Annotated in this window: 20 protein-coding genes; 3 read left to right on the top strand and 17 right to left on the bottom strand. The window is 73.3% G+C overall.

The genetic code is table 11. The annotated features are described in order from the left end of the window. The first annotated feature begins 7 nt into the window (after positions 1-7). Entirely contained in the window at positions 8-1,492 is a 1,485-nt protein-coding gene (locus AH6_RS39460) for a serine/threonine protein kinase (protein WP_067491100.1), read from the top strand. A 16-nt stretch (positions 1,493-1,508) separates the two neighbouring features. Here the strand turns inward: AH6_RS39460 and AH6_RS39455 are convergent, their stop codons facing one another. From AH6_RS39455 to AH6_RS39420, 8 genes are all read right to left on the bottom strand, one after another. Next, positions 1,509-2,126 carry a response regulator gene (locus AH6_RS39455; protein WP_067491098.1) on the bottom strand — a complete coding sequence of 206 codons (618 nt, stop codon included), beginning with the start codon at positions 2,124-2,126 and terminating at the stop codon, positions 1,509-1,511. Between the two features lie 141 nt (positions 2,127-2,267). Next, positions 2,268-2,933 (bottom strand): response regulator, encoded by a 666-nt coding sequence (locus AH6_RS39450; RefSeq protein WP_067491096.1) that lies wholly within the window; start codon positions 2,931-2,933, stop codon positions 2,268-2,270. Then, on the bottom strand, positions 2,930-4,213 hold the full coding sequence (locus AH6_RS39445; RefSeq protein WP_245679679.1) for a sensor histidine kinase: 1,284 nt from the start codon (positions 4,211-4,213) through the stop codon (positions 2,930-2,932). Before AH6_RS39445 ends, AH6_RS39450 begins: the two co-directional genes overlap by 4 nt. 151 nt (positions 4,214-4,364) lie before the next feature. Then, positions 4,365-5,630 (bottom strand): alpha/beta hydrolase, encoded by a 1,266-nt coding sequence (locus AH6_RS39440; RefSeq protein ID WP_067491092.1) that lies wholly within the window; start codon positions 5,628-5,630, stop codon positions 4,365-4,367. Positions 5,631-5,632: 2 nt separating this feature from the next. Next, on the bottom strand, positions 5,633-6,775 hold the full coding sequence (locus AH6_RS39435) for an alpha/beta hydrolase (RefSeq protein ID WP_067491090.1): 1,143 nt from the start codon (positions 6,773-6,775) through the stop codon (positions 5,633-5,635). Between the two features lie 210 nt (positions 6,776-6,985). Next, the gene (locus tag AH6_RS39430; protein WP_083983902.1) at positions 6,986-7,843 is read right to left on the bottom strand and encodes a cytochrome P450; all 858 of its coding nucleotides are present in this window, start codon (positions 7,841-7,843) and stop codon (positions 6,986-6,988) included. 273 nt (positions 7,844-8,116) lie between these two features. Further along, entirely contained in the window at positions 8,117-8,764 is a 648-nt protein-coding gene (locus AH6_RS39425; protein WP_083983901.1) for a response regulator, read from the bottom strand. Further along, complete coding sequence (locus tag AH6_RS39420) at positions 8,761-9,525, bottom strand: sensor histidine kinase (protein WP_157432003.1); 765 nt, start codon at positions 9,523-9,525, stop codon at positions 8,761-8,763. The genes AH6_RS39425 and AH6_RS39420 overlap by 4 nt, the downstream gene beginning before the upstream one ends. A 258-nt stretch (positions 9,526-9,783) precedes the next feature. Here AH6_RS39420 and AH6_RS39415 point away from each other — a divergent pair, with 258 nt between their 5' ends. After that, a complete protein-coding gene (locus AH6_RS39415) occupies positions 9,784-11,349 on the top strand; it encodes a Rieske 2Fe-2S domain-containing protein (RefSeq protein WP_067491082.1) in 1,566 nt (521 codons plus the stop codon). Between the two features lie 299 nt (positions 11,350-11,648). Here the strand turns inward: AH6_RS39415 and AH6_RS39410 are convergent, their stop codons facing one another. The 9 genes from AH6_RS39410 to AH6_RS39370 all read right to left on the bottom strand — a co-directional run bounded on the left by AH6_RS39410 (position 11,649) and on the right by AH6_RS39370 (position 21,863). After that, a complete protein-coding gene (locus AH6_RS39410; protein ID WP_067491080.1) occupies positions 11,649-12,569 on the bottom strand; it encodes an alpha-amylase family protein in 921 nt (306 codons plus the stop codon). A 39-nt stretch (positions 12,570-12,608) separates the two neighbouring features. Further along, entirely contained in the window at positions 12,609-13,376 is a 768-nt protein-coding gene (locus AH6_RS39405; RefSeq protein ID WP_067491078.1) for a sugar transferase, read from the bottom strand. Then, on the bottom strand, positions 13,360-14,670 hold the full coding sequence (locus AH6_RS39400; RefSeq protein WP_067491076.1) for a lipopolysaccharide biosynthesis protein: 1,311 nt from the start codon (positions 14,668-14,670) through the stop codon (positions 13,360-13,362). The genes AH6_RS39405 and AH6_RS39400 overlap by 17 nt, the downstream gene beginning before the upstream one ends. Continuing rightward, positions 14,667-16,016, bottom strand: a complete 1,350-nt coding sequence (locus tag AH6_RS39395) for an O-antigen ligase family protein (RefSeq protein WP_067491074.1) — start codon at positions 16,014-16,016, stop codon at positions 14,667-14,669. The genes AH6_RS39400 and AH6_RS39395 overlap by 4 nt, the downstream gene beginning before the upstream one ends. A gap of 34 nt (positions 16,017-16,050) precedes the next feature. After that, positions 16,051-17,283, bottom strand: coding sequence for a glycosyltransferase (locus AH6_RS39390; protein WP_067491073.1), 1,233 nt, complete (start codon positions 17,281-17,283; stop codon positions 16,051-16,053). Positions 17,284-17,353: 70 nt separating this feature from the next. Next, positions 17,354-18,538 (bottom strand): polysaccharide biosynthesis protein, encoded by a 1,185-nt coding sequence (locus tag AH6_RS39385; protein ID WP_067491071.1) that lies wholly within the window; start codon positions 18,536-18,538, stop codon positions 17,354-17,356. Between the two features lie 2 nt (positions 18,539-18,540). Next, positions 18,541-19,692 (bottom strand): DegT/DnrJ/EryC1/StrS family aminotransferase, encoded by a 1,152-nt coding sequence (locus AH6_RS39380; RefSeq protein ID WP_067491069.1) that lies wholly within the window; start codon positions 19,690-19,692, stop codon positions 18,541-18,543. Between the two features lie 16 nt (positions 19,693-19,708). After that, a complete protein-coding gene (locus AH6_RS39375; RefSeq protein WP_157432002.1) occupies positions 19,709-21,082 on the bottom strand; it encodes a GumC domain-containing protein in 1,374 nt (457 codons plus the stop codon). Between the two features lie 115 nt (positions 21,083-21,197). Further along, the gene (locus AH6_RS39370; RefSeq protein WP_067491065.1) at positions 21,198-21,863 is read right to left on the bottom strand and encodes a response regulator transcription factor; all 666 of its coding nucleotides are present in this window, start codon (positions 21,861-21,863) and stop codon (positions 21,198-21,200) included. Positions 21,864-22,146: 283 nt separating this feature from the next. Here AH6_RS39370 and galE point away from each other — a divergent pair, with 283 nt between their 5' ends. Then, entirely contained in the window at positions 22,147-23,160 is a 1,014-nt protein-coding gene (gene galE / locus AH6_RS39365) for a UDP-glucose 4-epimerase GalE (RefSeq protein ID WP_067491063.1), read from the top strand. The last annotated feature ends 89 nt before the right edge of the window (positions 23,161-23,249 follow it).

The following is a 23,249-nucleotide window of genomic DNA, read 5'->3' as shown; positions in this document are numbered from 1 at the left end:
TTTAGTCATGGAAGAAGGCCGTCTGCTCGGCGCCCGCTACCGGCTGGACTCGGTGGTGGGCCAGGGCGGGATGGGCGCCGTGTGGCACGCGCACGACCTCACGCTCGACCGCGAGGTCGCCGTCAAGGAGGTCGTGCTGCCGCCGGGGCTCACCGAGTCCGAGCGCAACGTGCTGTTCGAGCGCACCTTCCGGGAGGCGCGGGCGTCGGCGCGGCTCAACCACCCCGGCGTCGTCACCGTGCACGACGTGGTGGAGGCCGACGGCAGCCCCTGGATCGTGATGGAGCTGGTCCACGCCCGCTCCCTCCAGGAGTTGCTGGACCAGGGGCCGCTCAGCCACCGGCGGGTCGCCGAGATCGGGCTCCAGATGCTCGGCGCGCTGCGGCACGCGCACGAGAAGGGCATCCTGCACCGCGACGTCAAGCCCAGCAACGTGCTGATCACCGACACCGGGCGCGTGGTGCTGACCGACTTCGGCATCGCGCAGATGGAGGGCGACGCGACGCTGACCCAGACCGGCCTGGTCATGGGGTCGCCCGCCTACATCCCGCCCGAGCGCGCCGCCGGCGAGCGCGCCGTGCCCGCCTCCGACCTGTGGTCGCTGGGCGCGACCCTGTACGCGGCGCTGGAGGGCCACTCGCCCTACGAGCGGTCGGACGCCATGTCCTCGCTCCAGGCCGCGCTGACCGAGCCGGTCCCGCCGCCCCGCAACGCCGGGCCGCTCGGGCGGGTGCTGGACGGGCTGCTCGCGCGCGAGCCCATGCACCGCATGAACGCCGCGCAGGCGCTGCCGCTGCTGGAGCAGGTCGCGCGGATGCCCGAGCCGTCGACCGAGCCGCCCACCGCGATCGACGCCACGGTGCTGGACGAGCCGCCGTCGCGTCGCGGCCCCGGCGTCGCGTCCGAGACCGTCATGGACGTCGCCGAGTTCGAGGCGCCCACGCGCGAGGACCCCGCGTCCGACCGGGGGCCGTCGTCGTCAAGCCCGCACTGGCCCCGGCAGGACGAGCGGCCCGGCCACCGTCCCCAACAGGCCGAACGCCCGAGCCACCGCCCGCACCACGACGAGCGGCCCAGCCAACGCCCTCCCCGGGACGAGCGTTCCGGCCAACGGCCTCACCAGGACGAGCGGCCCAGCCACCAGCCTCACCAGGCCGAAAGCCCCAGCCACCGTCCCCACCAGCCCGAACGCCCCAGCGAGCGCCGCGATCCCGCGTCCGGCCCGGCCGCGCGGCAGCGGCCCCAGGTCGATCCCGACGCGCACACCCTGCTGGAGGAGACCGAGTGGTCGGCGGGCCCCGGCCCCACGCCGTCCACCTCGCAGCCCTGGGAGAGCAACCAGCAGACCCACTACCCGCAGTGGCGGCAGCACGCCCCGGCGGCCGACCGGCAGCGCCGCACCACCGTCGTCATCGTGACGGTCGCGGTGCTGCTGGTCGTGGTCGCGGTGCTGGCGGGCGCGTTCCTGCTGCGCATGAACGTGACCGGCTGACGGGCCGGACGCCGGGTCAGCAGCGCCCGGCGTCCAGGGCGTCCAGCGCCAGCCGCAGGTCGGTGACGTGCGAGGACAGTTCGGCCAGCGCGAGGTCCTCGCCGAGCGCCGCGCGCAGCCGCTCGACGTCGTCCTCGACCCGCGCGAGCCGCTCGCACAGCGCCGGCAGCAGCTCCGCGCGCGCGACCTCGCCGTTCTCGCCCGCCAGCGCCCGGCGCAGCAGCGCCGCCTGCTCGCGCAGCTGCAGGTTGCGCTGGTGCAGCTCCACGAACACCGACACCTTCGCGCGCAGCAGCCAGGGGTCGAACGGCTTGGTGAGGTAGTCCACCGCGCCCGCCTGGTAGCCGCGGAACGCCTCGTCGCCGGTCGCGCCGGCGGCGGTCAGGAAGATGATCGGCACGTCCCGGGTGCGGGGCCGGGCCTTGATGTGGGCGGCGCACTCGAAGCCGTCCATCTCCGGCATGATCACGTCCAGCAGGATCAGCGCGAAGTCGTCGGCCAGCAGCTCCTTGAGCGCGGCGCGGCCCGAGGTCGCGGTCACCACCTCGACCGGCAGGGAGTCGAGCACGGCCGACAGCGCGACCAGGTTCTCCGCGCGGTCGTCCACGGCCAGGACCCTGGTGGTGTTCGGCACCGCACCCCTCCGCGTCGGCGACGCTCGGCCCAGGTCCCGCCTGGGCTCCGCGTGTCCCACCCTGTCACGTCCGCGCCGCGGGTGACAGGGAATCGCCGCTGAATCGTCACGTGCGGCGAAGGGGCGGCCCGCGGCGCCGGGTCAGGGCAACCAGCCGGGCCTGACCAGGCCCGACTCGTAGGCGAACACCACGAGCTGGGCGCGGTCGCGCGCCCCCAGCTTGATCATCGTGCGGCTGACGTGGGTCTTGGCGGTGGCGGGGCTGACCACCAGCCGGGCGGCGATCTCCTCGTTGGACAGGCCCTCGCCGACCAGCGTCATCACCTCCCGCTCGCGCTCGGTGAGCGCGTTCAGGTGCGGGGACGCGACGGGTTCGCGGGCGCGCGCGGCGAACTCGGCGATCAGGCGGCGGGTCACGCTCGGCGACAGCAGCGCGTCGCCGGCCGCGACCGCCCGCACGGCGTGGATCAGCTCGACCGGCTCGGTGTCCTTGACCAGGAAGCCGCTCGCGCCGCCGCGCAGCGCCTCGAAGACGTACTCGTCCAGCTCGAAGGTGGTGAGGATGACGATGCGGGTGGCGGCCAGGCGCTCGTCGGAGGCGATCTTCCGGGTGGCCGACAGGCCGTCCAGGCCGGGCATCCGGATGTCCATCAGCACCAGGTCGGGGCGCAGCCGCCGGGCCTGCTCGACGGCCTCGGCGCCGTCGCCCGCCTCGCCGACCACCTCGATGTCGGGCTGGGCGGCCAGCAGCGCCCGGAAGCCCGCGCGCACCAGCGCCTGGTCGTCGGCCAGCAGCACCTTGATCATGACGGGTCGCTCCGTTCCGGGGAACCGGCGGTGGGCAGCGTGGCGCGGACCCGGAAGCCGCCGCCGGCGCGCGGACCCGCGTCGAACGTGCCGCCCAGCGCGGCGGCGCGCTCGCGCATGCCGCGCAGCCCGCTGCCGCCCGGCCGGTCGTCCAGCAGGGGCGAGCCCCGGCCGTCGTCCTCGACCTGGACCGCGACGTCGCTCTCACCGTAGGCGATGCGGACGCGCGCCGTCACCGGGCCGGGGCCCGCGTGCCGGGTCACGTTGGTCAGCGACTCCTGCACGATGCGGAACGCGGCGAGGTCGGGCCCGGCGGGCAGCGGACGGCGCTCCCCGGTGATCTCGGTCTCCACCGCCAGCCCGGCGGTGCGGGCGCGCTCCAGCAGCTCCGCCAGCCGGTCCAGCCCGGCGGTGGGGGCGCGCGGGGCCTGCTCGCCGTCGGCGCGCAGCGCGCCGATCACCGAGCGCATCTCGGTGAGGGCCTCCTTGCTGGCCACCTTGATCGCGGCGAGCGCGGTGCGGGCCTGCCGCGGGTCGTCGTCGATCAGGTGTAGCGCCACCCCGGCCTGCACGTTGATCATGGAGATGTTGTGCGCCAGCACGTCGTGCAGCTCGCGGGCCATGCGCAGGCGTTCCTCGCTGGCCTGGCGGCGCTCCTCCTCGGCGCGGCCGCGGGCCGACGCGGCGGCTTTTTGCGCGCGCATCCGCACCAGCTCGGCGGTCACCAGCACCACCAGCGCCCAGCCCAGCGTGGCGATCGTGCCGCCGAGCGTCGGCCGCTCGACGGGGAACGCCATGCCGGGGCTGCCGCGCTCGGCGGCCGGGACGCCGATCACCGCCGTCAGCGCCAGCCAGCCGCCGAGCGCGGTGAAGGTGCCCACCCAGGCGAGCAGCCGCTGCCCGGCGGCGACCGCCGCGAACATCGCGACCGGCGCCGACAGCAGCGCGGGGCCGTAGGTGTAGGCGCGCAGGAAGTACAGGCCGGTGACCGCGCCGACCGCCGCCAGCGTCACCACGGGATGGCGGCGGCGCAGCAGCAGCAGCGCGGGCCCGGCCAGCAACAACGCGACGCCGAGCGCGTCCAGCGGCGTGCTGGGGTAGGCGGCGTGCAGGTCGTTGTCGGGCCCCTTCCAGTGGCCCGGCGACCCGCCGCCCTGCTGCGCGCCGAACGAGCCCGCCACCTGGACGAACGCCAGGAGCAGCGGGACCGCCCACACCGGCCACGCCGCCGGGTTCAGCAGCGTGGGGCGGTCGGGGCCGCGGTGCTGGGAGAGGCTCACCACCGCACGGTAACCCGGCCGCCCGCGGCCCGGCGTCGCCCGGGAGGAGTGATCGCCCCTACTCCTGGCGGGGTACGCGCCAGGCCCCGGCCGCTCACGCCGGGCCCCGGCTACTCGCGCCGGGCCCCGGCTACCTGGGCAGGGCCCCCGGCTATTCGGGCCGGACCTGTCTGCCCAGCCAGGACAGGATCTGCGGCAACGACGGGCGCGCGTCCTTCAACGTCGCCGCCGCGCCCGGCAGCGCGATCTTCTCGGCGCGCAGCGGCGGCCTCGCCAGCGCCACGAACCGCGACGCCTGCTGGTCGGCGGGGCCGCTGTCCTGCCCGGCGGCGACCAGCACCGACACCGGGGGAGGCGGCAGGTTCTTCAACCGCCACAGCAGGTCGTTGTCCTGCTTGAGGACCTTGCTGCCGCCGTACAGGTCGGCCTTGGCGGGGCCGCTGGTCACCGGGCCCGGGGGCGGGTCGAACGTGCCGTTCAGGCTGGCCCCCGCCGCGAACAGGTCCGAACGCACCATCGCGAACCGCGCCGCGCACTGCCCGGACGAGCCGAACCCCGCGACCGCCCAGCCCTTGCGGGTGCGCGGCACCCGGTAGGTGTCGCCGACCGCGACCGGCAGGTCCTGGGTGAAGAACGTCTCGGCCTGCCCGAAGCCCCAGCCGGGCACGTTCAGGCACGACGCAGGGTGCCCGCCGCCCGCCGCCCGGGTGGTCGGATGCTTGGCGAGCCCCTTGTCGGCGCCGGGCCCGGCGGGCGGCTGCCGCGTCTGGGTGAGCCCCTTGGCCGAGCGCGTCATCACGTAGATGACCGGCTGGCCGTGCCCGGCGGACCGGGCGAGGGTCTGCGCGGCCCGGGGGACGTCCGCCTGCCTGATCCAGGCGAGCCGGTCGTCGGACGGGCCGCCCTGCGGGCGCGCCTGCCCCGACAGCAGCAGCACCACCGGCAGGCGCTTGGCGGCGTACTGCGGCTGGAAGTACTCGGGCGGCAGGTAGACGTGCGCCTCGCCGTCCAGCCCGGAGCGCGCGCCGGTGATCTTCAGCCGGTCCACCCGCCCGTCCCTGGCGGGCTCGGGTTTGTGCCCCTTGCGGTGCGGGCCGAGCGCGGTGGTGGTGCGGTGGATCAGCCCGGACGGCTCGGCCTCCTTGCCCTTCTCGGTCTGCACCTGCTTGACCTGCACCCTGGCCTTGTCGCTGCCGAGCAGGTCGTTCCAGGTGGCGTAGAAGACGAAGTATTTGTTGGCGACCATCACCAGCGCCGCCGTCAGCAGCGCCTGGGTGGCCACCAGCAGCCCCGAGCGGGCCGCGACCTGCCGCGCCCCGCCGCCCGACACGCGCGACCACAGCCAGAGCGTCACGCCGAAGACGGCGCCGGCCACCAGGCAGAGCGGGGCGAGCAGGCCCCAGTCGGTGGGCTCCATCGTCACTCCCCCTGGAGGTGGGCGCTCAGCCACTTGATCGTGGGCGGGATGTACTTGCGGAAGGTCTTGAAGTTGTGGCCGCCGGTGGGCAGCAGCACCTTGTCCACCTGGAGCGGCGGCCGCGCGGCCGCCATGAACTTCTGCGCCGACGGGTAGGTCTTCTCGCCCACCAGCGCCGACCCGACCAGCACCGAGATCGGCGGTTGCGGCAGGTTCTTCAGCCGCCAGATCAGGTTGTTGTCGCGGCGGATCTCCTTGCTGCCGCTGTAGAGGTCGCGGGTGGTGGTGTCCAGCAGCGCGTGGAAGTGCCCGGCCATGCTGGCGGCGGCGGCGAACCGGTCCGAGTGCAACATCGCGAGCTTGGTCGCGCAGAACCCGCCGGTGGAGTACCCGGCGACGCCCCAGCCCTTGCGCGACAGCGGCGCGCGGTAGGCCCCGGCGATCGCCTCGGGCACGTCCTGGGCGAAGAAGGTCTGCACCTTGGGGCCGCCCGGCACGTCGGCGCACTCGGTGTCCCAGCCGTCCTGCACGGTCGGCCGCATCATCACGTAGATCATGGGCTGGATCTGGCCGGAGCCGCCCATGGCCAGCGCCTCCTCGGGCAGGTGGCCCTTGTCGATCCAGGTCAGCCGGTCGGCGGCCGGGTAGCCCGCGATGAAGAGCGCGACGGGCAGGCGCTTGGCGGCGTACCGCGGCTGGAAGTACTGCGGCGGCAGGTACACGTACGCCTCGGACTCGATGCCGGTGCGCACCCCGTGGATCTGGAGGTGCTCGACCTGCCCGTTCACGGCCGGGTCGGCCTTGCCCTTGCGGCCGGGCGCGAGGTCGGCCACCACCTTGCGCTCCACCTGCGAGGCGGCGACGTCGGCGCGCGCCGGGGGACGGGCCTGCGGCTTCTGCTGCGCCTTGCCCCCGGCGGCGCTGAGCAGGTCCTTCCAGGTGCCGTAGAACAGGTAGTAGCTGTTGACGCCGGTGAGCAGGGTCAGCACCACCGCGACCTGCGTCCCGAGCAGCAACACCGGGCGCAGCGCCGTCCGGACGGCCCCGCGCCCGGCCAGGCGGGGCCACACCCACACCGTCGCGGCCAGGCAGCCGGCCGTCCCGGCGGTGAGCAGCCCGAGCAGCCCCCAGCTCGTCAGTTCCACACCCAGTCTCCCTCGGTCCCCGAACCCGCCCCCGAACAAACCGGGCGCGAGTGAATAACTCAGCAGATATGACGCTGAGTTCCAGCAAACGTTCAGAAAGCGGTCATGATCGTAATGGGCGGGGTCACGAGGACTCGGCCACCACGTCGCCGCTGGTTCACCCAGGGATCACGGGTGTGGGGATCGCGCACCGGGCGCGGTGCGCCGCCGTCAGCCGGCCCAGCGGATCGGAAGCCGCTCGAAGCCGTGGCGCGCGCTGGAACGCAAGGGTACCGGTTTACCGGACGATTCGGGGCGTCCTGGATGATCTACGACGGCGGCCAGGAAAGTGCGCAGATGCACCCGCGCCAGCCGCCCGCCGAGGCAGGAGCGCCCGCCGTGGCCCAGGCCCAGGTGCGGGGGAGCACCGTGCAGGAACCGGGCGGCCTGGAACCTGTCGGGCTCCTCGAAGGCGGCCTCGTCGCGGTTGGCGGCCGTCAGCCAGAGGACCAGGTCCTCACCGGCCAGCAGGGGGACGCCGCCCATGGAGGTGTTGCGCAGCACCGTCCTGCGCAGCCGCATCACGGGCGTCCACCAGCGCAGGACCTCCTCGACGGCGCTGTCGAGCAGCCGGTCGCCGCCCTCGCGCAGCAGCTCGTGCTGGCGGGGGTGGCGGAGCAGCGCGTAGAGGCCGCCCGCGAGGGTGTTGCGGAGCGTCTCGGGGAGGTCGGCGGCGACCTGTGTGACGAAGTCCACAGGCTCCGGCCCGGTCATGCGCTCGATCAGCAGGCCCGTCGGCGGGTCCATGTCGATGCAGCCGGCGTGCTCCCCGCCCGCCCGGGAGACCGGCCCGTGCAGGTCCTGCCCGGGAGGGGACCCGAACAGCTCCGGATGCTCCAGCGCGCGCCGCACGTCGGCGTACCTCAACACCGCCCACGCGCCCTCGTCGGCGAGCCAGGTGACCGGGGTGCGCGTCCGCAGCCGCTCCAGCCGCTCGTAGGGGACGCCGCGCACGTAGGTGGCCGGGCTGCACAACACTCCCGCGTCGGAGCCGGAGGGCGCGCCTCGACGTTGAGGCAGTTGAGGCATCGGGGGGAACCTCCTCTTCCAACGGAAGGTAACGCGTCCCTCCCCGGCCTGGCATGACCGAAACAGGCCGCCCCGCTGACTCTCACTTACGCCGTCCCGTACTCGGCAGGGCCACACCGGCCCAGCCCTGCACCGCGAGCGACTAACCGCCGCAGCGGGGCCGACGCCGAAGGCGAGGCCCCGCTGCGGCGGATCGCGAAGCGATGTGGCGCTCGCCAGCTTTTCGGCCGGTTCCCGAGCCCCCAGGCGAGGGGTTCGGGCCGGAAGGCCACATCAACACAACCATTCGCCGGTCTCCACGCTGACGAGGCCGTGCCGCGCCGCCTCGATCACCGCCTCGCGCTGGGAGTGCACGCCCAGCTTGCTCAGCACGCTCTGCACGTGGCTGCGCGCGGTGCTGCGCGTCACGCCCATCGCCTTGGCCAACGCCTGGGTGGACTCGCCGCGGGCCAGCCGGGTCAGCACCTCGCGCTCGCGCGGGGTGAGGAACTGGGCGAACTTCTGCGCCTGGCTGCGCGGGCGCGCGCCCGGACCGCGCCGGGCGGCCTGGTCGACGACGACCTCGCCGTCCGCCACGCGGCGCAACACCGCGAGGATGTCGCCGGCCTGCTGGCCCTTGTGCGCGAAGCCCCGCACGCCCGCCGCCAGGCCCGCCTCCAGGACCGGCTGCTCCAGGTAGCCGGTCAGCACCACGAACGCGACCGAGGGGGCGGCGGCGCGCAGCCGCGGCATCCACTCCAGCGCGGTGCAGGCCGGGAAGTGCAGGTCGATCAGGCACACGTCGGCGGGACGGCCGCGCAGCACCGGCACCGCGTCCTGGGGGGAGTAGGCCACGCCCACCACGATGTGCCCGGCGTCGGTGAGCACCAGCGACAACGAGTCGGCGAACACCGCGTGGTCGTCGCAGAGGATCACCCTCATGGACGGGGCCGCCAGTCGTCGTGGGCGGGCGGCGCCGACGGCAGCAGCATGCGCACCCGCGCGCCGCCCATCTCGCCGGTGCGGATCTCCAGGCTGCCGCCGTAACCGGAGATCAGGTCGTGCACGATGCCGAGGCCCAGCGAGGCCAGGCCGTGCGGGGCCTGCTTGCGGCGGCCGAAGCCGGGGCCGTCGTCGTCGACCTGGATGACGACCCAGCCCTGCTCGACCAGGACGCGGACCTCCACCCGGCCGTCGGCGACGCGGCAGGCGTTGTCGAGCACGTTGCGCAGCGCCCGCCACAGCGCGACCGCGTCCATGTGCGCCCACGCCTGCTCGCCCGCGAACTCCACCGCGTGCGGCGTGGCCAGCCGCATCCCGGTGACGACCTCGGCGGTGAGCCGGTCGACGCGCAGCCGCTCGGGGCTGGGCAGCCCGGTGTCGGGGCCCGCGCCGTCGGGGTCGTCCTCGTCGAGCCGGCGGATCAGGTGGTCGAGCCAGCGGGTCTCGCCGAGCAGCTGCTCGACGCGGGCGCGGCTGCCCGCCCCGACGTCGTCGGCGACCATGACCGCCGACGCCAGCATGATGATCGTGCCGAGTTCGTGGCGGATGTCGTGCCGGAGCCGGCGCCGCCACAGGGCCGGGTCGCCCGGCGCGGTGTCCCCCGGCCCGGTGTCCCCCGATCCGGTGTCCTGGTCGCCGGAGAGTGTGGCGACCCGTGCGGGCGGGTCCACCGGCGACGATCGAGACTGCCCCTGGTTCATGGAAGGACCCCCGTCCGTAATACCAGCACCAAGGCGACCGTCACCCGCACCGCCGTTCCTGTCCAGTCAATTGGCCGCAACCGACCAACGACTGACCGGAAGTGGACATGACAAAACGGCCGTAAACCACCGGCATTGTCCGAGCGTCTAAGACAGGATTGTCGGTCGCCCGAGCGACATTTCTTTCATGCCTACGGCGTAGGCGGCTTGCGCATTCCGCCGGGTGCGGGCGGCAGGGCCGGGGGAGACAGTCGCCCTATGCCGACGGTCACCTTTCTCGGACATGCCGGAATCGCCCTGCGCGCTTCCGCGTTCCGCCTGCTCGCGGACGCCTGGCTCGCTCCGACGGGCGCGTTCCTGGGCGCCTGGCACCAGTACCCGAGAAACGATCATCTCGATGTTCCCGCCTTGGTCGACTGCGACTGGGTCGCCGTCTCGCACGAGCACCTGGACCACTTCGATCCCTGGGTCGTCGAGCGACTGCCCGAGCGGGCCCGAATCCTCATTCCGCGCTATCCCGGTCCCGCCTTCCGGCAACGTATGGCGGAGGTCGCCGGTTCCCGGCAGGTAATCGAGATCGCCGCCTGGGAGAAATTCCCGCTCGACAATGCCGGGTCCTGGATCACCGTGATTCCCGAACTGTCGCCGATGTGTCATGACGCGGCATTTCTGATCGTCGCCGACGGTCGCGCGGTGCTCCACTGCAACGACGCCCGCCTCACCGCCGCCCAGGCCCGCCGCGCCAGGCACCTGGCCGGCGGCCGCCTCGACCTGATGGCGCTGCAGACCTCCGGGGCGTCCTGGCACCCGATCTGCTACGAGTACCCGCCGCAGGAGATGGCCGAGGTGTCGATGGCCAAGCGGATCTCCAAGCTGCGCGCCGTCCAGCGCCTGGTCCGGCAGACCGCGCCGGAGTTGGCGGTGCCGTTCGCGGGGCCGCCCTGCTTCCTGGACGACGAGGTCGCCCACCTCAACTGGGTGCTCGACCAGGACGACGGCGCGTTCTGCGACCCCGACGTGGCCACCCGGTGGTTGCGCGAGCACCTGCCCCGGCAGCGCTGGGACCACTTCAACCCGGGCGACTCGGTCGACCTGGACACCGGCGAGGTGGTGCGCGACCCGGTCTCGGCGGCGTTCTCCTTCGCCGACGCCGACCGGCCCGCCTACCTGGCGCGCTACGCCGCCGACCGGGCCGCGCTCATCGATCAGGTACTGGCCGACCACCCCGAGCCGGGCCCCGACCTGTTCGACCGCTTCGTCGCGCACTTCGAGTACCTGGGCGGGCTCAGCGACTACTTCCTCGGCCAGATCGACATGGTGGTCCGCTTCGAGGTCACCGGCCCGCACGGCGGCGTGTGGGACGTGGACTTCTCGCCCGAGGGCCTGAAGGTCGGCGAGGCGTCCCCGGGCGCCCGCCCGCACTACCGCATCACGACCGCGGGCCGCTGGCTGGACGGGGTGCTGCGCGGCCGGATGGCGTGGGAGGACCTGCTGATCTCCTTCCGGGTGAGCCTCTACCGCGACCCCGACGTCTACAACGACTACCTGGTGGGCCTGCTCAAGCACGCCAACGCGCCCGCGCTCCAGGCCGTCGAGGCGTACGAGACCGGCCGCGACGAGTCCGAGCGGATCGTGGTGGAGTCCGGCGGCCGCTCCTACGACATCCCGCGCTACTGCCCGCACGCGGGCGAGGACCTGTCGATCGGCGCGGTGGTGCGCGACGGGCAGGTGCACTGCCTGGCGCACAACTTCGCCTTCGACCTGGCGACGGGCGTGTGCGTGAACGCCCGCTCGGCCGCCCTCGGCAGCCGCCCGGTCGGCTGACGCCCCCTGACGAGAGACGGGCCGCCCCCGGCGAGGGGGCGGCCCGTCGTATTACAGGGTCAGGTGCGATGTGATGTTCGCGACCTGCTAAATTCTCCCTGGTTGTTGGGGTTTAAGGGGTCGGGGTTTGTCGCGCAAGAAGCTCTTTCTGAGCGGTGTTGGACTCGTTCTCGCGGTGGTCCTGATGGAGTTCGCCGCACTCAAACTTGGGCCGCTGGAGCTGCCGCTGCCCCAGACGGCGGGGTCGGAGGCGGCGGTCGCCGACCATGAGGACCCGCTGATCCCCTGATCCGCGCGGTTCAGGACTTCGCCTGGTAGCGGGCCCGGACGAGCGAGTGCAGGTCGGGGTGGTCGCCGCCGTCGGCGTCGCGCAGCGTCGGGCACGCCCATTCGCCCTGGTGGCCCCACGAGTAGGAGACCTCCAGCGGCGGGCGCGGGGCCAGGCGGTCCCAGCGGCGCAGGATCTGCCGGAACTGGTCCTGGGTCGGCAGCCAGTACTGGCGCTGGCCCTTGGAGCAGCTCTGCCCGAAGGTCTGGAACACCGGCACGACGAGCCTGCGCGGGATGCCCGCCTCGTCGGCCATCCGGACCATGCGGTCGATGGCGTCGATGTTGCAGTCGGCGCGCGCCTTGGCCGAGCCCTTGCACGGGTAGGGGTCGAGCCCGACCAGGTCCACGTTGACCTTCTTCGGGGTGACGGGCTTCATCGGGAAGTCGGTCAGCGAGATGAACGAGACCTGGCCCGGCGCGTGCCGTTCCAGGTAGTCGGCCCGCCGCTTGATCTCACCGGCGATCTTGGGGCACTTGCCGGGATCGGGTTCGTCCGACAGGTACCAGCCGTAGACCTTGGGGTGGCGGCCGAACCTCTGCACGGCTTGAGTGAAGTCGTCGAAGGACAGCTCGTAGTCGTCGCACTGGAAGTTGCCGACCCACAACATCGCGCGCATCCCGTCCGGCACGCCGTTGACCAGGGCGTCGTCCGGCTTCACGTCCACCAGGTCGTAGCCGAGTTCGCGCAGCTTGGGGTAGTCGGCGGGCTGGGTGTTGAGCGCGATGCGCCGCGTGCCGCCCGGGGCGGTCGCCGGGGTGCCGGGCGAGGCGAGCGGCCCCCGGTACGGCTCGGACCCGCTGCTGGAGGGGGCGTCCCGCAGGTAGTACAGGAACCCGCCCGCCAGCACGAGCGCGGCCACCACCGCCAGGATCTTGTAGCGGGCCTCCATCGCCTTCTCCCCGGACGTCGGTCGAGCGGGTCACGTCGGTCAGGCCGCGGCGTCGGGTTCCCCCTTGCGGGCGTTGACGGAGGGGCCGCCGTCGGGCGCGCGGGAGTCGGGGCCCTCGCGCACGGTGCCGTCGGCGGTCACCCGGAGCGGCGGGATGGTGAAGCCGAGGATGTGCCGCACGGTGTCCCACAACGCGCGCAGCGTCGCGGCCATGGACGGGTCGCGCAGGTAGATCGCGTCCACCGCCACGCGCGCCGGGACGATGCGCTCGATGTAGTTGACGAGATCGACCTCCTCGCCCGGCCCCAGCACGTCGAAGTCGCGGAACCGCACCTCCGACACCCCGGTCAGCCCCGGCCGGTGGTCGAAGATCCAGCGCGAGCCCGCGTCGTAGTGCACCGCCAGGTCGTAGGTCTCCGGGCGCGGCCCGACCAGCGTCATCTGGCCGCGCAGCACGTTGACGAGCTGCGGCAGCTCGTCCAGCGACCACTGCCGCAGCAGCTTGCCGATCCGGGTGAGCCGGGGGTCGCGGTTGGCGGTGACGGTCAGCCCGCCGACGCCCTGCCGCATCGTGCGGAACTTGTACATGGTGAACGGCCGCCCGCCCTGGCCCACCCGGGTCTGCCGGAACACCCCCGGGCCGGGGCTGGTCAGCCGGACGGTCAGGTAGACGGCCAGCAGCGGCACGCTGAGCAGCACGAGCCCGGCCAGCGCGCCGAGCACGTCCAGCGCCCGGCGCGGTCCCGACGGCGCGACGCCGTCGGAGGGGTCGATCGGCCGGGTCTCCAGTTCAGGCTTGTCGGTCATGGGACCGTCCCTTCAACCGGGCGAACCAGAACAGCAGGACGAGGGTGGTGGTGTAGTAGGACAGCGCCGACGCGACGGCCGCGCCGACCGCGCCGAAGTGCGGGATGAGCGCCAGGTCCAGGCCGACGGTGACGATCAGCCCCGCCGTCTGGGCCAGCGAGGTCAGCCCGGGGCGGCCGACGCCGTACAGGTAGGCCATGACCAGCCCGGACACCCCGAAGGTGACCAGGCCGCCGAGCAGGATGTAAGTAGGGGTGAGGGCTCCGTCGAAGGCGTCGCCGAACACCACCGGCAGCACCGATCCGGCGATCAGGGCCAGGGGCAGCGCGCTGAGGGCCGACACGGCGAGGGCGGGCAGGATCAGCTTGGCAGTGCGGGCGGTCGCCGTCGCCTTGTCCTCCTTGGCGAAGTCGGGGTAGAGGACGTAGTTGACGGCGAGGCCCGGGAGCTGGACCAGCTCGGCGAACTTGCTGGCCACGGTGTAGACGCCCAGCACCGACGGGCCGGCGATCGCGCCGAGGAACGCCACGTCGAGCCGCAGGTTGAGCAGATCCACGAGCTGGCCGAGCTGCCCGCGCATCCCGTACGAGGCCACCGCGCGCGCCAGCTTGCGGTCCGGGCGGCCCCAGCCGTGGAAGAAGCCGCGCTTCTTCAGCCGCGCCGCGATCCACGCGGCGGCCGCGAGGTCGGCGAACACCAGGCCGGTGATCAGCGCGCCCGGCCCGTACCAGCCGATGAGGATCACCAGGTAGATGGGCAGGAACACCAGTTCCTCGACGGTGATGGCGAGGCTCGCGCCGCGCAGGTCGTCGGTGCCCTGGAGCAGGCCCTTGCCAACCGACACGAAGCCCTGCGTGAAGGCCGGGGCCGCCGCCGCGACCGCCACCCACACCCCGAACGACTTGAAGAACAGCAGGTAGATCAGCGGGCTCAGCGCCAGCCAGGCGAGACCGCCCACGGCCGCGCCGCCGAGCGTCATCCAGATCAGCGTGGGCCGCACCCGCGCCTGGTCGTGCTCCTTGCTCGCCAGGAAGAACGGCGCGGCGCTGGGCAGCCCGGCGTTCGACAGGTGGCACAGCAGGCCCGGCAGGATGCGGACCAGCGTGAACGCGCCGACCAGCGCGGGACCGCCGATCCGCGCGACCATGACGGTGGCGACGCCGAGCGAGGCGAGCGCGCCGATGCGGCCCGCCATGTTGCCCGCCACCAGCGCGATCAGCCGCCCGCGCAGGCCGCGACCGCCGTCATTGGGGACGACGGGGTCGCCGGTGCCGGGCCGCTGCGTCTCGGTCATCCGGCCTTCCCTTCCGCCGTGCGCAGGACGGGCGAATCCCGGCGGCCGAACAGGTGCAGGGCCGCGATCAGCCCGAAGAAGGCCCAGCCGTGCCGGTAGTGCAACGTCTCGTAGAACAGGCCCGAGATCAGGAACACCGCGACCAGCGCGCCCAGCAGCTCCGGATGCGGCATCGCTTTGGCGTATTCGGGCGTGAGCGCGTCGCGTCGCGCGATCCGCGTGCACGCCAGCAGCAGCGTGAACACCAGCACGATGAGCGCGAGGCCGCCGAGGAAGCCGCGCTCCAGAACGGCGGCGATGTAGTCGTTGTGGGCCTCGCGGACGTAGGTCTCCTGGTTCTCCAGCATCGCGGCCTCGGTGTGGCCGGGGCCGATGCCCCACGGGTGCCGCTGCTCTTCGATCATCCGCACCGTCGTGCCGAACACGGTGCTGCGCGAGTTGGTGGACTCGCCGGTGGTGCGGCCGATCGAGTCGCGCAGGAAGGGTGACGCCTGGCTCGCCTGGTCAAGGTAGGGCTGGATGTCGACCTGGCTGAGCAGCGCGATTCCACCGCCGCCGACGACCGCCGCCAGCGCGCCCGTCGCGATCGCGTGGTGCGCCTTGTCCTCGCGGAACAGACGGAACAGGTAGCCCAGCACCAGCGCGCAGCCGAGCGCGAGCGCGCCGCCGTTGGAGCCGGTCAGGATCTCGGCGAACAGCAGGATTCCGCACACGGCGTAGCGCTGCCAGTTGCGCTCGGGCACGCGCGCCGCGCGCGCGAGGAAGAAGCAGACGATGAACCAGTTCGAGCAGTAGTTGGCGTCGCCGAAGGTGAACATGGCGCGCTCGCCGTCGATCTGCTTGCCCGACAGGACGTCGTTCCCGGCCAGGTAGCCGAAGATCATGACGAGGGCGTAGAACGTGCCGATGTAGACCCAGGACTTGAGCGCCAGCCGGAACAGCCCGAGGTCGCGCCCCAGGTTGGCCAGGCACACGCCCCACAGCAGCACGAACAGGTCCTTGACGAGGGTGAGCGCGCCCGCGTCGTTGACGATCGCGGCGACGCCCCCGGCGATGATGGTCAGCAGCGTCGGGATCAGGAACGGCCAGTGCACGGTGCGCCGCCGCCCGGCCGCCCAGAACAGCGTGGTCACCGTCAGCACGACCAGCGCCAGGTCGGGCAGGCCGGTGTTGCCCGGCCCCGCGCCCAGCCCGAACGGCATCAGCATCGGCAACGACGCGATGGAGCCGACGAGCACCACGGCGGGCACCGACCAGCGCCGCCGCGCGGACCGCTCCGGCGGAGGCGCGACGGGGGGCGTCGCCGTGGGCGGCGGCTCCTGGCGGGCCGTGGTGGTCGTGGTCATGCCTTCTCCTGAACGGTCGCTGCCGGTCGCCCGATCACTTGCGGTATGGCCGTTCGGAAGTCCCTCGGTAGACGTCGTCGAGTTGTTCGCCCAGGTAGGCCGGGGAGAACCACTCCCCGACGCGGTCACGCGCGCGGGCGGCCATGCGGGCGGCCGCGGCCGGATCGTCGAGCAGGACCGAGATCGCGGTGGCGAGCTGGCCGGGGTCCTCCGGCCGCACGAGCATCCCGGTCTCCCCGGCCAGCACCAGGTCCTGGTTGGACGGCACGGCGGTCGCGACCAGCGGGACGCCCGCGCCGATCGCCTCCACCAGCACGCACGGCAGTCCCTCCCAGCGCGAGGCCATCGCCATCACGTCGAACGCGGGCAGCACCTCGGCCACGTCGTCGCGGTGCCCGAGCCAGCGCATCCGCTCGGTGAGGCCGAGCTTGGCGGTCAGCTTCACCAACTCGTCGGCCATCGGACCGCCGCCGACCCAGATGCCGAACACGTCGTCGGGCAGCTCGGCCAGCGCCTTCACGAAGATCTCGGGGCCCTTCTGAAAGGTGAGGCGGCCGATCGACCCGACCACCTTCACGCCCAGCGGCAGTTCCAGACGGCGGCGCGCCTGCGCGCGGGACCCGGCGGCGGTCGCGTAGGCGGCCACGTCCACCGAGGGCCACGACAGGCGGAGGCGTTCGGGGGTGGCGAGGCCGAGGCGCAGCGCCGTCGTCACCGTCTCCGACCCGATCGCGAGGAACGCGTCGGTGTGCTTGGCGGCGACGCGTTCGAGGCGGATGTAGACCGAGCGCCGCAGCCGCGACTGGAACTCGTTGAACGGGAAGCCGTGCCAGGTGTGGACGATGCGCGGCACCCCGGCGCGCGCCGCCGCCAGCCGTCCGATGACGCCGCCCTTGGCGCTGTGGGTGTGCACGACGTCGAAGCGGCCCTCGGCGAGGACGTGGGTGAGGGTGCGCAGCGCGGCGAGGTCGTCGCGCGGGGAGATCTGCGGGACCAGCGGCCGGACCTGCACGATCTCGCATCCGGCCTGGTGGGCGGCGGGGGTGAGGTCTCCGGCGGCGGCGTTGGCGACGGCTTCGTCCCCGTGCAGGACGTCCTGCTCGTTCTGGGCGGCGGCGACGCTGTCCATGCCGACGCCGCCGGTGACGACGGCGCGCTCGTAACCGCCGGGCGGCAGCGCCAGCAGGCCGTTCAGCGCCACCTGGCCGGCCCCGCCGTTGAAACGGGTGATCACTGTGGCGACTCGGAGCTTACGAGTGGGGCTCATGCGCACCTCATTCACAGACCTGGGGCGTCAGGGGAACAACCCGCGTCGCACACGTCGTCATCTGCGCACCTCACAGACCTGGGGCGTCGGGGGAGCAGCCCGCGTCGCACAGCGGGGTGCCGCCGGGCGGGGTCGCGCCGGAGGGGCGGCGGCGGACGGGCCGGTACTCGGGCAGCAGCCGCCGCAGCAGCAGCCGCACCCGCTCGGCGTCACCGTCGGCGGCGGCGGCCGACAGGTCGTCGAGCAGGCGCGGCAGCCCGGCGGGCGGCGCGGCCGGGCGGGTCGCCCAGATCTTGGGGTGCGCGGTGGCGAGGCGGCGCTCGGAGTCGGCGAAGGTCTTCTCCGCCAGCTTCTCGCCGGGCCCGAGGCCGCAGAACCGGATCGTCACCTCCGGCAGCCGGAGCTGCTCGGCGTAGCGGTGCACCAGCTCGATCACCGGGACCGGGCTGCCCATGTCCAGCGCGAACGTCTCGGCCTCCTCGGCCAGCGCCGCCGCCTCCAGCAGCAGCCCGGCCGCCTCGTCCACCGTCATGAAGTGCCGCGCCACCTCCGGATGGGTGATGGTGACGGCCTCGCCGCAGGAGATGCGGTGCGCCAGCACCGCCAGCAGCGAGCCGGACGAGCCGATCACGTTGCCGACCCGGACGGCCGCGAAGCAGGTCGGGCCGCCGGTCGCGGTGCGCAGCAGCAGCTCGCCGAGCCGCATCGTCGCGCCGAACACCGACGTCGGGTCGGCGGCCTTGTCGGAGGAGACCAGCACCAGCCGCTGCACCTGGTGCGCGACCGCGCCGTCCACCAGGTTGCGGGTGCCGACGACGTTGGCGGCCACGCCCCGGCACGGGTCGCGCTCCACCTTGGCCAGCTCGTTCTGCCCGGCGGTGTGGAACACGAGGTCGGGACGGGCGGCGCGCAGCACCTCGTCCACGCGGGCGCGGTCGCGGACGTCGGCCTCGGCCAGCGCCACCAGGTCGCCGTCCAGCCGCCCGGTCATCTCGTGGCCGAGCCGCGCGAGCCCGGCCCCGTCCTTGTCCACCAGCCACAACGCGGCCGGTTCCAGGTTCTTGACCTGGTGGCACAGCGCCGACCCGATCGTCCCGCAGGCGCCGGTCACCAGCACGCGGCGACCGCGCACCATCCGCCCGCCCCGCGACCCGGCGACCACCTCGGCCCGGCCCATGAGCAGGGCGAGCGGGCTGGGTTCGGCCGGGGGCGGGACGGGGACGGGACGCGGGCGGCGCCGCAGGAACCTGAACACCGTCAGCTCCGCGCCCGCAACGCCTTGGCGAGCGCGGACACGACGCGGTCCTGGGCGTCGGCCGACAGCCCCGGATACAGCGGCAGCGACAGTAGTTCCTCACCGACACGATCGGTGACCGGCACCGTCGCGCACTCCTCGGCGCCCAGTACCTCCCGGTAGAGGGTCATCTGGTGGGCCGGGATGAAGTGCACCGACGTGGACACCCCGGCCGCCGCCAGCTCCTCGATGATCGCGTCGCGGTCGGGGACGCGCACCTGGTAGAGGTGCCAGGCGTGCTGGACGCCGTCCAGCTCGCGCTGCGGCAGCACCAGGCCGGGCGTGCCGGCCAAGCGCTCGTCGTAGCCGGCGACCAGCTCGGCGCGCTGTCGCTGCCAGCCGGGCAGGACGCCGAGCTGGGCGCGGCCGATCGCGGCCTGGATGTCGGTCATGTTGGCCTTGAGCCCGGCGCGCTTGACGTCGTAGCGCCAGTTCCCGCCGGGCAGGTACCGCTTCCAGGAGTCCTTGCTCATGCCGTGCAGGCGCATCGCGCGGACGCGGTCGTTCAGCTCGGGATCGCTGGTGGCGATCGCGCCGCCCTCGCCGATCGGCATGTTCTTGGTGGCGTAGAAGCTGAAGCAGGCGGCGAACGAGTCGGCCCCGACCGGGCGGCCGTCGCGTCCCGCGCCGGGGCCGTGCGCGGCGTCCTCGATCACGCGGGTGCGGTCCAGCCCGGCCGCCTCGGTGAGGGCGGGCACGTCCACCGGGTAGCCGCCCTGGTTCTGCACGATCATGGCGGCGGGCCTGACGCGGGCGGCGGCGGCCGCGACCGTCTCGGGGCTGGGCACGAGCGTGCGCTCGTCGATGTCCACCAGGACGGGGCGGTGCCCGGCGTGCAGGATCGCGTTGATCGCGCCGCAGAACGTCAGGCTCGGCGTCAGCACCGCCGAGCCGGGCGGCAGGTCGAGCGCGCGCAGGCACAACTCCAGCGCGGTGGTGCAGGAGGCGACGGCGATCACGTGCGCGGCGCCCAGATAGTCGGCGAAGTCCTGCTCGAAGGCGGCGGTCTGCGGGCCGGTGGTGACCCACCCGGAGTCCAGGACCTTCACCAGCGCGTCGGCGGTCTCGCCGGCGAACGAGGTGATGTTGAAGGGAATCGTGGTCTGCTCGCTCATGGCCTGGTTACCCCTCTTACCCCTTGATCTTGCGGGAGGTGGCGACGACTCCGAGCAGCGGCCAGCCGGACGCGGCCACCAGGTCGCGCACCGAGTCCAGCCCGGCGACCGGGGTCACCGGGCCCGCCACCGCGACCACGCCGACCTCGTCGTCGGCGCCCGGGTCGAGGTCCGCGAAGGCGTGCACGTGGCACGTCGCGCGGGACGGCAGGGGGACCGGCATGGTGACGTCGGTGGGCGACACCGCCTCGCCGGACTTCTTGGTCATCACGGCGGTGCCGGGAGCGCTCGCGCGTACTACGGACGTGCCCTTGCCGCCGGTGGGGCCGCTGTGGTTGACGTTGTCGTCCTTGCCGCCGCTGCTGCCGTCGTCGGTGACCTTGCCGGTCGAGGCGCGCGGGGGGACGACCTTGGTGGCGTCCCCGTACACCGCCGCCGCGATCCTGGACACCAGCTCGGCGGGCAGCGGCCCGCCGCCCGCGCCGACCAGCGTCACCTGCGCGACCCCTGCACGCCGGGCGGCGAGCCGGACGCGCCGACCCAGGTCGGCCAGCTCGGCGTCGGTGCGGTCGGCCCAGCCCAGCAGCGGCACGCCCAGCCGCCGCGCGACGCGCTGCTGGCCGGGGACCGTCGGCCGGAACATCTCGATCACGACCGCGACGAGGATGCCGAAGATGAGCCCGACCAGGCCCGCGATCAGCGACATCATCACCACGGGGTCGGTGCGCGGCGCGAGCACGGCAGGTTGCACGACCGAGGCCGTCCCGGCCGCCGACAGCTGGGTGCGCAGCTCGGTGCGGCTGCTGCGCAGGTCGGTCAGCTCGGCGGCGACGCGCTCGCGCTCGTTGGACGCGCCGATGTCGGGCACCGGCACGCGCCCGGCGCGCTGCGCCAGCGGCCCGAGCCGGCCCTCCAGCTCGCGGATGCGCTTGTCGAGGTCCCTGATCTGCTGGGCGATCGTGCCCTGGTTGGAGTCGTTGATCTCCTTGACGACGGCCGCCGCCAGCGCGTCGCTGAGCCGCCGCGCGGCCTCGGCGTCGGCGTCCTTGACGGCGAGCTCCACGACCGTCGAGGTGCCGAGCCCGGTGACCGCGATGTTCTTGGAGAGCTTCTCCTGGTCGCGCTGCAACCTCAGGTCGCGCAGCACCCTGTCCTGGAGGTTGCGGCTGGTGGCGAACGCCTTGACCTGGCTGACCACGATGCTGACCCCGGCGTCGCCGGGCGCGGCGTCGGTGGCCCTGCTGCTGGCCTGGAGGCGCGACTCGGCGACGTGCGGGGGCTCCTGGCCGTTCATCACGTACCCGACCACCAGCACCGGCGCCACCAGCATGACCAGCAGCAGCGCCCAGTAGGTGCGGACCACGCGGGCGGCGACTTCGTCGATCTCCACGATCATCCCTCCGGCTTCGTCAGCCAGAGCGTAGGAAGGGCCGGTGGTGATCGAATCGCCCAACGAGACGAGCGTTCGCTACGTCGTTTGATGGGTGCGGCGGCCCGAGGGTGGTTCAGTCGCGGGTTCCGGGCCGCATCCCGGCGCGCATGGCGAGGGTGATGGCCTCCAGCGCCGAGTGCATGTCGAGCTTGGCCAGCAGGTTCTGGGTGTGGGTGCGCACGGTGTTGGCCGACAGGCCGAGCCGGTCGGCGATCTCCGCGCGGGTGAGGCCGTCGACCATGCACTGGAGGACCTCGCGCTCGCGCGGCGTCAGCTCGGCGAGCAGCTGCTGCCCGCCGCCCGGCTCGGGGTCGGCGGCGAGCAGGCGGCGCAGCACCTCGCCGGCGATGTCGGGCGGGATCCAGCCGCCCCGGCGGGCGGCCGACCGGATGACGCGCGCGACCAGGTCGGCGCTCTCGGTCTTGGACAACCAGCCGACCGCGCCCCGGCCGATCGCCTGCACGACGGTGTCGACCTCGCTCATGGCGGTGAGCATGACGACCCGGACGTCGGGATGCCGCTCGCGCAGGCGCTCCAGCACGTCCAGCCCGCTGTCGGAGCCCAGCGTGACGTCCAGCACGACGACCTGCGGGCGCTCGGTGGCGGCCAGCGCCAGCGCGCGGCGGGCGTCGGCGGCGGGCGGGAGGATCACCAGGTCGGGCTCCCGCGCCAGCCGGGCCGCGAGGGCCTCGGCGAACAGCGCGTGGTCGTCCACGATGAGGACGCGGATGGGCTGCATGGCACCGACGATGCCCGTCGCGGCGCTCCGGCGGATCCTGCAAACGCTGTACTCCGTGCCTGGGACGTGGGCGTCCCGAACGTCGGCCGAACGTTTGCTGAAAGGGATCGGCGCAGGTGGGCGATGGCGGGGAAGGCTCGGGCGCGGACGCCCGACCGGTGCCGCCGGTTGACGCGCGTCCTAACCCGGACAGTTGCCGATCGGGCCGTTGACCGCCTGCGACCGCCTGCTGATCCTGTGCGTACCGAGGCATGGGGACCACGAAGCAAGCAGGGGATGCACCGTGAAAGTGCTGATCACAGGGGGAGCCGGGTTCATCGGGAGCACGATAGCCTCGGCGTTCGCCGAGCGCGGCGTGACGCCGGTGGTGCTGGACAGCCTGATCACCGGCCGCCAGGAGTTCGCCCAGGACAAGATCTTCTACCAGGGGGACATCGGGGACGGCCCGCTGCTGGACGAGATCTTCGCCCGCCACCCCGACATCGCGGGCGTCGTGCACTGCGCGGCGCTGATCGTGGTCCCCGACTCGATGCGGGACCCGCACCGCTACTACCAGGTCAACCTGGCGCGCACCCTGGACCTGGCGGGCCACCTGGTGCGCAACGGCTGCGACCGCATGATCTTCGCGTCGACCGCGGGCATGTACCGCCCTGAGTCCGACTTGTCGGTCACGGAGGAGTCGGCGCTGGAGCCGCAGAACCCGTACACGCGCTCGAAGATGATGGCCGAGCTGATGCTGGCCGACTTCGCGGCGGCGTACGGCCTGCGGGTGGTGTCGCTGCGCTACCTGAACCCGATCGGCGCGGACCCGCGGCTGCGCACGGGGTTGCAGAACAGCAAGCCGACGCACGCGCTGGGCAAGATGATCCAGTGCTACGAGGAGGGCGAACCCTTCACGATCACGGGTGTGGACTGGCCGACGCGCGACGGGACGGCGGTGCGGGACTACATCCACGTGTGGGACATCGCGCGGGCCTTCTACGAGGCGTTCGACCGCTTCGAGACGATCATCCCGCCGCTCCGTCCGGCCGGTGAGGGGGCCGCCTACCAGGTGGTCAACCTGGGGACGGGCGGGGGGACGACGGTGCGGGAGCTGGTGGGGGCGTTCCGCGAGGTGGTGGGAGAGGAGTTCCGGGCGGTGGAGGCACCGGCGCGCCCGGGGGACGTGGTGGGGGCGTTCGTGAACCCGGACAAGGCGTGGGAACTGCTGAGGTGGAAGCCGGAGTACACGATCGGGGACGCGATCCGGCACTCGCTGCAGTGGGCGGAACGGAGGCGGGAGCTGGACGTGGCGTAGCCCCCGCCGTCCCCGCCGTCCCCGCCGTCCCCGCCGTCCCCGCTGCGCCCGCTGCGCCCGCAGGGGTGCAGGGGGCGCAGCCCCCGCGC

Origin of the sequence: Actinomadura hibisca NBRC 15177 (assembly GCF_001552635.1) — a bacterium.
In the GTDB taxonomy this organism is placed as follows: Bacteria; Actinomycetota; Actinomycetes; order Streptosporangiales; family Streptosporangiaceae; genus Spirillospora; species Spirillospora hibisca.
The sequence above is the reverse complement of the archived record's forward strand: the minus strand, read 5'-3'. Positions and strand labels throughout refer to the sequence as shown.